This is a genomic window from Streptomyces sp. NPDC033177, assembly GCF_055577715.1.
In genome coordinates this window covers 1,066,607-1,079,427 of record NZ_JBVIPS010000002.1, presented here as the reverse complement: position 1 = coordinate 1,079,427, position 12,821 = coordinate 1,066,607, and the positions used below count along the sequence as shown (strand labels likewise).

Here is a 12,821-nt window from a genome sequence, read left to right as displayed (position 1 = left end):
GCGTCGAGGCCGCGTAGTTTTGTCGCCAACACGCATCCGTAGGAGCAGTCTTGGCACGCAAGATCGGCAGCCGGTACACCGCCCACCAGATCCTTGGTCGGGGCAGCGCCGGCACGGTGTGGCTCGGTGAGGGACCCGAGGGTCCCGTCGCCATCAAGCTGCTGCGCGAGGACCTGGCGTCCGACCAGGAGCTGGTCGGCCGCTTCGTCCAGGAGCGCACGGCCCTGCTCAGCCTCGACCACGCGCGCGTGGTGGGCGTCCACGACCTGGTGGTCGACGGGAACGACCTCGCCCTGGTCATGGACCTCGTCCGGGGCACGGACCTGCGGACCCGCCTCGACCGTGAGCGCCGCCTCGCCCCCGAGGCCGCGGTGGCGATCGTGGCGGACGTGGCGGACGGCCTCGCGGCGGCGCACGCGGCGGGGATCGTGCACCGTGACGTGAAGCCGGAGAACGTCCTGCTCGACATGCAGGGTCCGCTGGGCCCCGGTGGCTCGCATCCCGCCCTGCTGACGGACTTCGGCGTCGCCAAGCTGATCGACTCCCCGCGCAGGACCCGCGCGACGAAGATCATCGGTACGCCGGACTACCTCGCCCCCGAGATCATCGAGGGCCTGCCCCCGCGCGCGGCAGTCGACATCTACGCCCTCGCCACCGTCCTGTACGAGCTGCTCGCGGGCTTCACCCCCTTCGGGGGCGGCCACCCCGGAGCGGTCCTGCGCCGCCACGTGACAGAAACGGTCGTCCCCCTCCCCGGCATCCCGGACGAACTCTGGCAGCTGATGGTCCAGTGCCTGGCGAAGGCCCCGGCGTCCCGGCTGCGCGCCTCGGAGCTGGCGGCGCGGCTGCGGGAGCTGCAGTCCCTGGTGGCGGGGATGCCGCCGCTGGACGTGGACGAGCCGGACACGGAGCCGCTTCCGGAAGAGGCGGAGGAGGACCCGGCACCGGAGCCGTCCGCCGTCACCCCCCGGCGCGGAGCGGTCCCCCTCGTCCCCGGTTCGTCCCCCGACTCGAACCGCGACACCCACACCTCCATGCGCGTCCCGGGCCCGGACGAGCTCGCCGGGGGCGCCCGTGGCACGGCCCGCGCCCCTCGCGCGTCCGGCGCGGCCCGCCCCGGCTCGGCCCGCCACCGCTCCTCCGCCCGCCGCCGCAGGATCACGCTGGGCGTGGCGGGAGCGGTCCTGGTGGCAGCCGCGGGCATCGGCACCTGGGCGGCCACGAACAGCGACAACGCGGACGGCACCCCCCAGGACACAAAGAACTCCGCACCTTCGGCGCCCTAACTCTCTACGCCCCCCTGCGGGGGGGGCTCCCCTGATCCGCCGCTCCGCGCCGGATGTCTCCCACCCACCCACCCGATCACCCGGCACCACATCGGTACTGGCGTGTGCGGGCCCGGGGCCTCCCACCGACCCGATCACCCGGCATCACATCGGTCCGGGCGTGTGTGGGCCCGGGGTCTCCCACCGACCCGATCACCCGGCATCACATCGGTACTGGCGTGTGTGGGCCCGGGGTCTCCCACCGACCCGATCTCCCGGCATCACATCGGTACGGGCGTGTGTGGGCCCGGGGTCTCCCACCGACCCGATCACCCGGCACCACATCGGTACCGGCGCCAGCGGCCCGGGGTGTCCCGCCCACCCGATCACCGCGGAGACCTCGGTACCCGCGTGACGGCCCCGGAGCCCCCCCCGTCCACCCACCCAAGCCCCTGGGTACCGGGGCGACTGCGGGGTGATCGGGTGGGTGGGCGGGAAAGATCCGGCGCGAAGCGGCGGCCCAGACCGACCCCAGCCGCCCGCCGGAGGGCAGGCGTGCCGCCGAGCGGAGGGCCTCCGCACCCGCCAGACGGCAGGCGTGCCACCGGAGCGGGGGTCCTCCGCACCCGCCAGACGGCAGGCGTACCGCCGAGCGGGGGCGGCCACCGGCCGGGGCCCGAGGGGTGGGCCCCGGGGCAAGGAGAGAGCCACCCCCAGGCCGGGGGGCCCGACCGCTTGCGTGCAGCCGTTAGGCTGGTCCCGTGGCAGTCGTCGATGTATCCGAAGAGCTCAAGTCCCTCTCCTCGACCATGGAGTCGATCGAGGCCGTCCTGGACCTCGACAAGCTGAGGGCAGACATCGCCGTGCTCGAGGAGCAGGCGGCCGCGCCGTCCCTGTGGGACGACCCGGATGCGGCACAGAAGATCACCAGCAAGCTGAGCCACCTCCAGGCGGAGGTACGGAAGGCCGAGGCCCTGCGCGGGCGTATCGACGACCTCAGCGTGCTCTTCGAGATGGCAGAGGAGGAGGACGACCCGGACACCCGGGCCGAGGCCGAGACCGAGCTCACGGCCGTCAAGAAGGCGCTGGACGAAATGGAAGTCCGCACCCTCCTCTCCGGCGAGTACGACGCCCGCGAGGCACTCGTCACCATCCGCGCCGAGGCCGGCGGCGTCGACGCCTCCGACTTCGCCGAGAAGCTGCAGCGCATGTACCTCCGCTGGGCCGAGCGCCACGGCTACAAGACGGAGCTCTACGAAACCTCGTACGCGGAAGAGGCCGGCATCAAGTCGACCACCTTCGCCGTCCAGGTCCCGTACGCGTACGGGACGCTCTCGGTCGAGCAGGGCACGCACCGCCTCGTCCGCATCTCGCCCTTCGACAACCAGGGGCGCCGCCAGACCTCCTTCGCCGGAGTCGAGATCCTGCCGGTGGTCGAGCAGACCGACCACATCGAGATCGACGAGTCCGAGCTGCGCATCGACGTCTACCGCTCGTCGGGCCCCGGCGGCCAGGGCGTCAACACGACGGACTCCGCGGTCCGCCTGACGCACATCCCCACCGGCATCGTCGTCTCCTGTCAGAACGAGCGCTCCCAGATCCAGAACAAGGCGAGCGCCATGAACGTCCTCCAGGCCAAGCTCCTCGAGCGCCGCCGCCAGGAGGAGCAGGCGAAGATGAATGCCCTCAAGGGGGACGGCGGCAACTCCTGGGGCAACCAGATGCGTTCGTACGTCCTGCACCCGTACCAAATGGTCAAGGACCTGCGCACGGAGTGCGAAGTGGGCAACCCCGAGTCCGTGTTCAACGGCGAGATCGACGGTTTCCTTGAGGCCGGAATTCGCTGGCGCAAGCAGCAGGAGAAGTAAGCGCCGCTTTATCGACAAGGCAACTGCCGCCCATGAGGCGGCAGTTGCCTTTTACGTCACAGTCACATCTCCGTAGGCCGGTCAACTGCTGCTATTTCAGACATCGCGTACGCAACGACCTTGACGTGTCTGGGGAAACTGGAAAGGCTAGCGAGCGGCATGCGTATCTCTGGGGCGCGTGTGATCTGTGGGGGCGGATAGCAGCGCTCCCGACGAACGCAGTCCCGGACGCTGCCTCACTGACGATTCAGCTACTGGGGGTAGCAGCCAGATGACCAAGAAGACGCGGATCCGCGTAGCACGCATAGCGGCCGGCGCGGTGATCGCCGCAGGTGCTTCGCTGACCGCCGCCGGCGCCGCCTCGGCCCTCGACGTAGGTGTCGACCTCGGCGGCGCGAGCGCCAGCGCCAGCGCCGACGAGAACGGCATCGGCGTCGACGTCGGCATCGGCGAGGACGACGACGAGCCGACCGCTGGGCCCACCGAGCCGACGGGCATCCCCGAGGACCCGGACCCGACCGAGCCCACCGAGGACCCGGACCCGACCGAGCCCACGGAGGAGCCGACCGAGCCCACCGAGGAGCCCACGGAGCCCACCGAGGAGCCCACGGAGCCCACCGAGGACCCGACGGACCCGGGTACGCCCACCGAGGACCCCAGCGACCCCGGTAACGGCAACGGCACCGGCGGCGGCAACGGCACCGGTGGCAACGACAACGACCCCGACGGCGGCTCCAACCCCGTCGAGCAGGGCAAGGGCAAGGACAGCCTGACCGACACGGGTTCCACCCCGGTCGAGCAGGGTGACAAGGCCGACAAGGGCGAGCTCGCCGAGACGGGTGCCGCCGAGACCACGTTCCTGCTGATCGGCGCCGCGACGATGATCGCCGGCGGCATCGGCTTCCGCATCCTGCCGCGCTTCGTCGGCAACCGCGGCGCGGCCGCCTGATCCAGGGCGACGGCATCCGCGTACGGGAACGTGCGCGGCGCATGACATGACAGAAGGGCCCGGAGCAGCCAGCTCCGGGCCCTTCTGGTGTGTCCTGGCGCGCGCCTCGGGGCGCGCTAAGCGGTCTGGTGCGCCAGCAGGGCCACCGCCGCGATCAGCACGACGAGCACCCCTATCAGGGCCGCAGGACTGAGACCGCCGAACGGTCCCTCCTGCTGCAGGCGCTCGCGGCTTGCCCGGCAGACGGGGCAGCGGCCTTCACTCACGGGCCCCGCGCAGTTCGCGCACACCAACCTGTCATGGGTCATGCGCTTCTCCTCCCGCACAGTTACAGCCTGCCCAACGCTAGAGGGAACCCAACCGTTCCCCCTACCACTGTGCCAGCTTCCACGAATTTCGGCGCGGCCCGCCCGTCCTCGTCGGTTTCAGACTGTTACGTTCCGTGGTATATCCGCGACAATTCGCGCAACTCAGGACGCTGACTGCGCTCGCGTACCGCCTTCGCGTATGGTCACGCTCACCTACCCCCGGCGACCCGTGGTGCATCCGTGATCCGATTCGACAACGTCTCCAAGGCCTACCCCAAGCAGACCCGGCCCGCCCTCCGGGATGTCTCTCTGGAGATCGAGAAGGGCGAGTTCGTCTTCCTGGTGGGCTCCTCCGGCTCCGGAAAGTCCACCTTCCTGCGTCTTGTCCTGCGCGAGGAGCGCACCAGTCACGGCCAGGTGCACGTCCTGGGCAAGGACCTCGCGCGCCTCTCCAACTTCAAGGTGCCGCACATGCGGCGCCAGTTGGGCACCGTCTTCCAGGACTTCCGGCTCCTTCCGAACAAGACCGTCGGTGAGAACGTCGCCTTCGCGCAGGAAGTCATCGGCAAGTCCCGTGGCGAGATCCGCAAGTCCGTGCCCCAGGTCCTAGACCTCGTCGGTCTCGGCGGCAAGGAGGACCGGATGCCCGGCGAGCTCTCCGGTGGTGAGCAGCAGCGGGTGGCGATCGCGCGCGCCTTCGTCAACCGGCCGAAGCTCCTCATCGCGGACGAGCCGACCGGCAACCTCGACCCGCAGACCTCGGTCGGCATCATGAAGTTGCTCGACCGGATCAACCGGACCGGCACGACCGTCGTCATGGCGACCCACGACCAGCAGATCGTGGACCAGATGCGCAAGCGGGTCATCGAGCTGGAGAAGGGCCGTCTCGTCCGCGACCAGTCGCGCGGCGTCTACGGCTACCAGCACTGACGATCCGTACTGTTCCACCGCACTGATCCACTGAAAGGGAGCCATGCGCGCCCAGTTCGTCCTGTCGGAGATCGGCGTCGGTCTCCGCCGGAATCTCACGATGACCTTCGCGGTCATCGTCTCCGTGGCCCTCTCGCTCGCCCTGTTCGGCGGCTCGCTGCTCATGCGTGACCAGGTGAGCACGATGAAGGGCTACTGGTACGACAAGGTCAACGTCTCGATCTTCCTGTGCAACAAGGCCGACGCCGAACAGGACCCGAAGTGCGCCAAGGGCGCGGTCACGAACGAGCAGAAGGAACAGGTCAAGCTCGACCTGAAGAAGATGCCCGTCGTGGACACGGTCACCTACGAGTCGTCCGACGAGGCGTACAAGCACTACAAGGAGCAGTTCGGCGACTCCCCGCTGTCCAGCTCCCTCACGCCGGACCAGATGCAGGAGTCGTACCGCGTCAAGCTGAAGGACCCGGAGAAGTACCAGGTCGTGGCGACCGCCTTCTCCGGACGTGACGGCGTGCAGTCCGTGCAGGACCAGAAGGGCTATCTGGACAACCTCTTCGAGCTCCTGAACGGCATGAACTGGGCGGCCCTCGCGGTGATGGCGCTGATGCTCGTCGTCGCGCTGATGCTGATCGTCAACACCGTGCGTGTATCGGCGTTCAGCCGGAGACGTGAAACCGGCATCATGCGGCTCGTCGGCGCGTCCAGCTTCTACATCCAGATGCCGTTCATCATGGAGGCGGCCGTCGCCGGTCTCATCGGTGGCGGTGTCGCCTGCGGCATGCTCCTTGTGGGCCGGTACTTCCTCATCGACCACGGCCTCGCGCTCTCCGAGAAGCTGAATCTGATCGACTTCATCGGGTGGGACGCGGTCCTCGCCAAGCTGCCCCTGGTGCTCGCCATCGGCCTCCTGATGCCCGCGCTCGCCGCGTTCTTCGCGTTGCGCAAGTATCTGAAGGTGTGACAAAACCCGCCTGTTCCGAAGGGCGCCGTACGGTTCAACCGGCCGTACAGCGCCCTTCGTTGTCCTAGACTCACCGGCATGTCAGGCCCCGACCGGTTCTGTGAACTGCTCTCCCGGCCCCGCCGTATACGCCGCGGGGCGACCCTGACATTGGTGTTCGCGAGCGTGCTCGCCACCGGTGCGGCCACCGGATCCTGGAGCGAGGCGTCCGGTGAAGGCCAGAAGTCGCCTGCCCCGTCCTCCCGTTCCGTCGTCTCGTCCGGGGGCACCGCCGACGAGGCGGCCGACGCCGCGGCCGAGGCGATGGCCGACGGCAAGTCCGGCAAGAAGGCCGCGGAGGAAGCCGTCAGCCGCAGCGGTGACCGCTGGGGATCGGTCTACTCCCCCGGGGAGTACCAGGAGTTCGAGCAGGCCCTCGACGGCGCGTACACCGGCGTCGGGCTCTGGGCCAGGCGCGCTCAGGACGGCCGCATCGAGGTTTCCCGGGTCCAGCGCGGCGGCCCCGCCCAGCAGGCCGGCATCCGCGAGGGCGACCAGCTCCGCAGCATCGACGGCAAGCGCGTGGCGGGGCGCCCCGTCACCGAGGTCGTCTCCCTGCTGCGCGGTGCCCGCGCCGGGACCCCCGTCGAGCTCGGCCTGAAACGGGGCACGCGCGCGTGGAGCGAGACCCTGCACCGGGCCCGCCTCTCCACGGACTCCGTCACGGTCACGCAGCTCGCGGGCGGCGCGGTCATGATCAAGGTCGAGGCCTTCACCAAGGGCGCGGGCGAACGCGTGCGGTCGGCGGTGCGTGACGCCCCCAAGGGCGCCGGCATCCTGCTGGACCTGCGGGGCAACTCCGGGGGCCTGGTCTCGGAGGCGGTCACCGCGGCCTCAGGTCTCGTGGACGGCGGCCTGGTGGCGACGTACGACGTACGCGGCCGGCAGAAGGCCCTGCACGCCGAGCGCGGCGGCGACACCACCAGACCGGTGGTCGCGCTGGTCGACGGCGGCACGATGAGCGCGGCCGAGCTGCTCACGGGCGCCCTGCAGGACCGTGGCCGTGCGGTCGTGGTGGGCTCGAAGACCTTCGGCAAGGGGTCGGTCCAGATGCCGAGCCGGCTGCCCGACGGTTCGGTCGCCGAGCTGACGGTCGGGCACTACCGCACTCCTTCGGGGCAGGCGGTCGACGGCCGGGGCATCACACCGGATCTGGAGGTCGAGGACGGCGCCGAGACGCGGGCCGAGACAGTATTGACTGGCCTCGGACCCCCCTCGTAGTGCGAAAATGGCCGCACTATGGCGAAGGAAAAGGTAAAGCGCAAGGCCGCGAAGGCCGCCGAGAAGGCCCCCAGCAAGAAGATCGTGGCGCAGAACAAGAAGGCGCGGCACGACTACCACATCCTGGACACGTACGAGTGCGGCCTGGTGCTGATGGGCACCGAGGTCAAGTCGCTGCGGATGGGCAGGGCCTCCCTGGTGGACGGCTTCGTGCACATCGACAACGGCGAGGCGTGGCTGCACAACATCCACGTCCCGGAGTACGTGCAGGGCACCTGGACCAACCACTCGGCCACGCGGAAGCGCAAGCTCCTGCTGCACCGTGCGGAGATCGACAAGCTGGAGTCGAAGTCGCAGGAGACGGGTCACACGATCGTGCCCCTGGCCCTGTACTTCAAGGACAGCCGGGTCAAGGTCGAGATCGCCCTTGCCAAGGGCAAGAAGGAGTACGACAAGCGTCAGACGCTCAAGGAGAAGCAGGACCTGCGTGAGACGAACCGCGCCGTCGCGGACGTCAAGCGGCGTCAGCGCAGCGCCTGACCGCCGGGTCCCGTGGGTCCTGAGGGGCCACGCGGGAATTGGCTGGCCCCGTCGGGTGTTGGTCACGTACGATGGGCACTGCCCCGCACAGCCGGGGCGTGGATTGATAAAAAAACATGGGGATGATCGGTTTCGACAGCGGATGTCGAAGCAGGGGAAGCGAGCCGAGGAAGCGACAATGATCTCGTAAACCATATGTCGCAACCAATAATCGCCAATAACAAGAGCGATTCCCAGTCCTTCGCCCTCGCTGCCTAATAAGCAGTGAGTGAAGGACCCTTAATGGGTGTCAGCCCGGGAGTGTTCCCGACCCGGATCCTGGCATAATCTAGGGAACTAAACCATCGAGTCCGGTCACGGGATTCGATGGGAAATCAAACAGTGACTGGGCCCGTCGGAGACTTGTTCGCGAGATCTCCGGGGCCGAGAAAATCGTAGCGAACTGCGCTCGGAGAAGCCCTCCTTTTGCACCGTTGGACGCGGGTTCGATTCCCGCCATCTCCACAATTCCCATGTGAGGTTGAAGCCCTCCGGCCAGTGGCCGGGGGGCTTTTTCCGTGTGCGGGGCATGCACCGTCCGGGCACATCCTCTGGGCATGTGACTCGTTACTGCAGCCGAGTGCAGGTTCCCACAACGGCCGGGCGGCACAGAATCCCGGCCGAGTACGCAAGTGCAGGAGGCAGTCGCTTGGATGCCACCGTCACTCTTTTAGGCTCCATTTTCGCCAGCCTGGGGGTTCTCGGTGCGGCAGTGGTGGCCTATCTCGGCAAGCGCGGTGAGAACGCGCTCCTCGGCTACTCCAGCCTCACGGAGAGACTCCAGACCGAGCGTGACCGGCTGGAGCGGCAGGTCGCCGAACGCGACACGAAACTCGCCGAGTTGAACGCTCTGCACGTCCATGACCAGAGCGAGATCGCCCGGCTGCTCATCGACAACCAACGGCTCGGAGGCACTCCGTGATCCAGCTCGAGCGACTGCTGGCCCGTCGTTGGCGCACCGTGTTCCTCGTCTGTGTGCTCGTCGCGCTCTGCGGCGTCGCGGCGCTGCTCTGGGCCCGCATCGACGCCGGTGACCGGCGTGCCGACGGGCTCGCCGCCGAGGCCGACCGGCGCGGTGAGGCCGTGTCCACCCTGGCCCGCGACGTACGGACCCTGCGCGCGCAGGTCCGCTCGCACGGTGACACCCCTGCCGCGCCCGACCCCGCCGACGCCGTCGACGACCTGCTGTCCCGGGCGCGGGTGCCGGGGTCGCCCGGCGCCACCGGCTCACAGGGCGAGGACGGCAAACAGGGCGAGAAGGGGACGCCGGGAGAGGGCGGCCGGCAGGGCGGCCAGGGCGAGGCGGGAGAACCCGGCGAGGCGGGAGAGCCCGGCGAGCCCGGCCCGGCAGGGGCCGACGGCGCGGACGGCGCGGACGGCGAACGAGGCCCGGAAGGACCGGCGGGGGCGGTGGGGCCCCCGGGCTCCAACGGCGCTGACGGTGCCGACGGAGCCAACGGTTCCGACGGCGCGGGCGGTGCCTCGGGTCCCGAAGGCCCCGCGGGACCCGCAGGGCCGCGCGGTGAGCGTGGGCCCAAGGGCGAGACGGGCGACGCCTGCCCCGACGGCTACAGCCTCCAGCAGTCACCGGGTGACCCCGACGCCCTGGTCTGCCGACGCGCGGGCGTGACCCCCGCCGACCCCGCCCCCGCCGTGCTGCTCCTGGCCTCCCTGCTGCCCCGCTGCCGCCGCACGCCGTACGCACCGGACTGAGGGCGGGGGCGCTCATGCGGTGGTCGGCTCCGGTGGCCACCCCCGTGGCGTACGTGGCCGGAGTGGGGGCTGTCGCGGGGGGCCCGAGTCGGGGATGCTCCTGGGTCATGAGTAGACCCGTGAGACGCGTCAACGCCCGTATGCGCCACTGGATCTGGCCCGCCGTGCTCGGCGTCGCGGCGGCCACCCTCTCCGTCAGCTCGCCCGCCGGGGCGGACTCCGACCGCAGCGGCCTGCCCGAAGCCATCGACACCATCCTCGGCGATCCCCGGATGGAGGGCGGCGCGGCGAGCGTCGTCGTCGCCGATGCCGCCTCCGGTGACGTGCTCTACCAACACCTGCCCAGCGGGCGCCTGATGCCTGCCTCCAACACCAAGCTCCTGACGTCCGCCGCGGCCATGGAGCGGCTCGGCCCCGACCACCGCTTCACCACCGACGTGCTCACCGACGGCAAGCGGAACGGCCGCGTGCTCGACGGTGACCTGTATCTGCGCGGCACCGGCGACCCGACGACGCTCGCCAAGGACTACGAGCAACTCGCCGCGAAGATCGCCGATTCGGGCGTCCGGCGGGTCTCGGGGCGCCTGGTCGCGGACGACACCCGGTTCGACGACAAGCGTGTCGGCGACACCTGGGCCGCCGACGACGAATTCGCGTACTACGCCGCCCAGATCTCCGCGCTGAGCGTCGCCCCGGACACCGACTACGACACCGGGACGGTCGTCGTCGAGGCCACACCCGGAGCGAAGGCCGGGGACAGGCCGAAGGTGACGTTGACCCCGAAGACGGACTACGTGGACGTCGACATCAGCGCGAAGACCGTCGCGGCGGGCGGCGAGGACACGCTCACCATCGAGCGTGAGCACGGCACCAACACCATCACGGTCACCGGCACCGTCCCCGTGGGCGGCTCCGCCACCAAGGAGTGGATCGCTGTCTGGGAACCGACCGGCTACGCGGCCGCGATCTTCCGGGACGCGCTGAAGGCGCACGGGGTGCGGGTGAGCGGCCCGACGAAGGCCGGGATCGCCACCGCCAAGGGCGCACGGCAGCTCGCGTCGCACGACTCCATGCCGCTCAGCGAGCTGATGATCCCCTTCATGAAGCTCTCCAACAACATGCACGCGGAGAACCTCACGAAGACGATGGGGTACGAGGCGACCGGGCGGCCCGGCAGCTGGCCGGACGGACTCGCGGCGATCGGCGCCTACTTGAAGACGGCCGACGTCGACCCCGGCAAGCTCCGCCAGGCCGACGGCTCCGGGCTCTCGCGCAAGACCAACGTCCCCGCCGACCAGCTGATCAAGCTGCTGCTCTCGGCGAAGGGCGAGCCCTGGTACGCCGACTGGTACAAGTCGCTCCCGGTGGCCTGCGACCCGGACAAGTTCGTCGGCGGCACTCTGCGCACACGGATGTGCGGGACTCCGGCGGCCCTCAACGTACGGGCGAAGACAGGGTCGTTGACCGGGGCGTCCGCTCTTTCGGGGTACGTGAAGGACGCGGGCGGGCGTGAGCTGGTGTTCAGCATCATCCTCAACAACTACCTGCCCTCTTCAGTGAAGGCCCTGGAGGACGCGATCGTCGTGACGCTCGCCAAGTCGACCGAGGACAAGGCCGTACTCGTCAGGCCGCGCTCGGAGCGTGGGGCCGAGCCGGGCGGGGACCTGGAGTGCTCGTGGCGCAAGCCTGCGCGATGCTGAGCAGCAGCGCGCAGCACGCGGCGGCGACCGGGACCGCGTAGCCCTGGGCGGCGCCGAGGTGCTCCACCACCCAGCCGCCGGAGGCCGAACCGCAGGCGATGCCCCCGAGGAGTCCGGTGACGGCGAGGGTCATGCCCTCGTTCAACCGGCCCTCGGGGGTGCGCTGTTGGATCAGGTACATGCCGGTGACCATCGTCGGGGCCGTCGCCATACCGGCGACAAGGAGAGCCCCGGCGAGCACAAGGAGGGAGCCGGTGAGCGTGGCGGCGAGCAGCGGCAGCGTCATCAGGGCCGCCATCGCCACGGCGCACAGGATGTGCCGGCGGTTGGCGGGCCCGCTCGGCTTGACCGTCCCGTAGAGGAGGCCCGCCGCGCAGGAGCCCGCGGCCTGGAGAGCGAGGACCGCGCCCGCGGCGGCCTTGTGGCCCTCCGCGTCGGCGTACGCGATCGTCACGACCTCCATCGAGCCGAAGACGGCGCCCGTGGCGAGGAAGGCGGCGAGCAGGGCGGGCATCCCGCGCGCGTGGAGGGGCGATTTCTCCTTGGCGGTCGTACGTCCCCGGGGCGGCGGTTCCGTCGAACGCTGGGCGGCGAAGAGCAGAACGCCGGTCAGGAGCAGCACGACCCCGATGAGGGTGCCCGCCTCCGGGAAGAGCACACCGCACAGGAAGGCGGCGAGGACGGGGCCGAGCATGAAGCACAGCTCGTCCGCGGCCTGCTCGAAGGAGTTGGCGGTGTGCACGGCCCGCTCGTCGTCCTTGAGGAGGTGGGCCCAGCGGGCCCGGGACATGCCGCCCGTGTTGGGCGTGGTGGCCGTCGCGGCGTATGCCGCGAACAGGGTCCAGTCGGGCGCTCCGTAACGCACGCACAGCAGCAGCGCGAGCGAGCCGAGCGCGGCGACCGCGGTGGCCGGGACGGCGATCCGCGCCTGGCCGTACCGGTCGATGAGGCGCGCCGTCCAGGGGGCCACGACGGCGGTCGCGGCGAGTCCCGTCGCGGTGACGGCGCCGGCGAGGGCGTACGAGCCGCGGGTCCCGGCGATCATGATGACGGCGCTCACGCTGAACATGCCCATGGGCAGGCGGGCGATGAGGTTGCCGATGGTGAAGGCGGTGGCTCCGGGTATCCGGAAGAGACGGGCGTAGGGATTGCGGCGGGGTGCACGGAGTGCACGCGGCCGGCGGGGTGCGTGGGGTTCGGCGGGCGGCATGGGGATCACCCTCGCCGGGGCGCCGTTGTGAGGTCCAACACCTTCTGGGGCCCTACTCACGCACTCCTGTTGTAAGTT

12 protein-coding genes and 1 other RNA gene are annotated in these 12,821 nt (G+C 70.1%); 11 read left to right on the top strand and 2 right to left on the bottom strand.

What is annotated here, in order from left to right; genetic code table 11:
* The first annotated feature begins 50 nt into the window (after positions 1 to 50).
* The 3 genes from ACZ5U5_RS10900 to ACZ5U5_RS10890 all read left to right on the top strand — a co-directional run bounded on the left by ACZ5U5_RS10900 (position 51) and on the right by ACZ5U5_RS10890 (position 4,082).
* Entirely contained in the window at positions 51 to 1,286 is a 1,236-nt protein-coding gene (locus ACZ5U5_RS10900; protein WP_469019153.1) for a serine/threonine-protein kinase, read from the top strand.
* A 740-nt stretch (positions 1,287 to 2,026) separates the two neighbouring features.
* Entirely contained in the window at positions 2,027 to 3,133 is a 1,107-nt protein-coding gene (gene prfB / locus ACZ5U5_RS10895; protein ID WP_363211507.1) for a peptide chain release factor 2, read from the top strand.
* A 271-nt stretch (positions 3,134 to 3,404) separates the two neighbouring features.
* Positions 3,405 to 4,082 carry a hypothetical protein gene (locus tag ACZ5U5_RS10890; RefSeq protein WP_469019150.1) on the top strand — a complete coding sequence of 226 codons (678 nt, stop codon included), beginning with the start codon at positions 3,405 to 3,407 and terminating at the stop codon, positions 4,080 to 4,082.
* Positions 4,083 to 4,198: 116 nt separating this feature from the next.
* On the opposite strand, the gene ACZ5U5_RS10885 is transcribed toward ACZ5U5_RS10890, so the two are convergent.
* Positions 4,199 to 4,390 (bottom strand): hypothetical protein, encoded by a 192-nt coding sequence (locus ACZ5U5_RS10885; protein WP_160505338.1) that lies wholly within the window; start codon positions 4,388 to 4,390, stop codon positions 4,199 to 4,201.
* Between the two features lie 240 nt (positions 4,391 to 4,630).
* Between ACZ5U5_RS10885 and ftsE the strand changes: the two genes are divergently transcribed.
* The 8 genes from ftsE to dacB all read left to right on the top strand — a co-directional run bounded on the left by ftsE (position 4,631) and on the right by dacB (position 11,533).
* On the top strand, positions 4,631 to 5,320 hold the full coding sequence (gene ftsE, locus ACZ5U5_RS10880; protein ID WP_030788113.1) for a cell division ATP-binding protein FtsE: 690 nt from the start codon (positions 4,631 to 4,633) through the stop codon (positions 5,318 to 5,320).
* A gap of 43 nt (positions 5,321 to 5,363) precedes the next feature.
* Complete coding sequence (gene ftsX / locus ACZ5U5_RS10875; RefSeq protein ID WP_469019145.1) at positions 5,364 to 6,281, top strand: permease-like cell division protein FtsX; 918 nt, start codon at positions 5,364 to 5,366, stop codon at positions 6,279 to 6,281.
* Positions 6,282 to 6,359: 78 nt separating this feature from the next.
* Positions 6,360 to 7,541, top strand: coding sequence for a S41 family peptidase (locus ACZ5U5_RS10870; protein WP_469019142.1), 1,182 nt, complete (start codon positions 6,360 to 6,362; stop codon positions 7,539 to 7,541).
* A gap of 18 nt (positions 7,542 to 7,559) precedes the next feature.
* Positions 7,560 to 8,081 carry an SsrA-binding protein SmpB gene (gene smpB / locus ACZ5U5_RS10865; protein ID WP_363211502.1) on the top strand — a complete coding sequence of 174 codons (522 nt, stop codon included), beginning with the start codon at positions 7,560 to 7,562 and terminating at the stop codon, positions 8,079 to 8,081.
* A 118-nt stretch (positions 8,082 to 8,199) separates the two neighbouring features.
* Positions 8,200 to 8,588, top strand: a transfer-messenger RNA (tmRNA) gene (gene ssrA / locus ACZ5U5_RS10860).
* 181 nt (positions 8,589 to 8,769) lie between these two features.
* Positions 8,770 to 9,042 carry a hypothetical protein gene (locus tag ACZ5U5_RS10855; protein WP_469019139.1) on the top strand — a complete coding sequence of 91 codons (273 nt, stop codon included), beginning with the start codon at positions 8,770 to 8,772 and terminating at the stop codon, positions 9,040 to 9,042.
* Positions 9,039 to 9,833, top strand: a complete 795-nt coding sequence (locus ACZ5U5_RS10850) for a collagen-like domain-containing protein (RefSeq protein WP_469019136.1) — start codon at positions 9,039 to 9,041, stop codon at positions 9,831 to 9,833. The genes ACZ5U5_RS10855 and ACZ5U5_RS10850 overlap by 4 nt, the downstream gene beginning before the upstream one ends.
* 107 nt (positions 9,834 to 9,940) lie before the next feature.
* Complete coding sequence (gene dacB, locus ACZ5U5_RS10845; RefSeq protein WP_469019133.1) at positions 9,941 to 11,533, top strand: D-alanyl-D-alanine carboxypeptidase/D-alanyl-D-alanine endopeptidase; 1,593 nt, start codon at positions 9,941 to 9,943, stop codon at positions 11,531 to 11,533.
* Here dacB and ACZ5U5_RS10840 read toward each other — a convergent pair.
* Entirely contained in the window at positions 11,457 to 12,743 is a 1,287-nt protein-coding gene (locus tag ACZ5U5_RS10840; protein WP_469019132.1) for an MFS transporter, read from the bottom strand. The genes dacB and ACZ5U5_RS10840 overlap by 77 nt on opposite strands.
* Between the last annotated feature and the right edge of the window lie 78 nt (positions 12,744 to 12,821).

What these genes read in the sequence shown, in the direction of transcription:
- smpB (WP_363211502.1), top strand. Translation starts at nt 7,560, where the DNA reads ATGGCGAAGGAAAAGGTAAAGCGCAAGGCCGCGAAGGCCGCCGAGAAG.
- ACZ5U5_RS10890 (WP_469019150.1), top strand. Translation starts at nt 3,405, where the DNA reads ATGACCAAGAAGACGCGGATCCGCGTAGCACGCATAGCGGCCGGCGCG.
- ACZ5U5_RS10870 (WP_469019142.1), top strand. Translation starts at nt 6,360, where the DNA reads ATGTCAGGCCCCGACCGGTTCTGTGAACTGCTCTCCCGGCCCCGCCGT.
- ACZ5U5_RS10885 (WP_160505338.1), bottom strand. Translation starts at nt 4,390, where the DNA reads ATGACCCATGACAGGTTGGTGTGCGCGAACTGCGCGGGGCCCGTGAGT.
- ftsX (WP_469019145.1), top strand. Translation starts at nt 5,364, where the DNA reads ATGCGCGCCCAGTTCGTCCTGTCGGAGATCGGCGTCGGTCTCCGCCGG.
- ACZ5U5_RS10840 (WP_469019132.1), bottom strand. Translation starts at nt 12,743, where the DNA reads ATGCCGCCCGCCGAACCCCACGCACCCCGCCGGCCGCGTGCACTCCGT.
- dacB (WP_469019133.1), top strand. Translation starts at nt 9,941, where the DNA reads ATGAGTAGACCCGTGAGACGCGTCAACGCCCGTATGCGCCACTGGATC.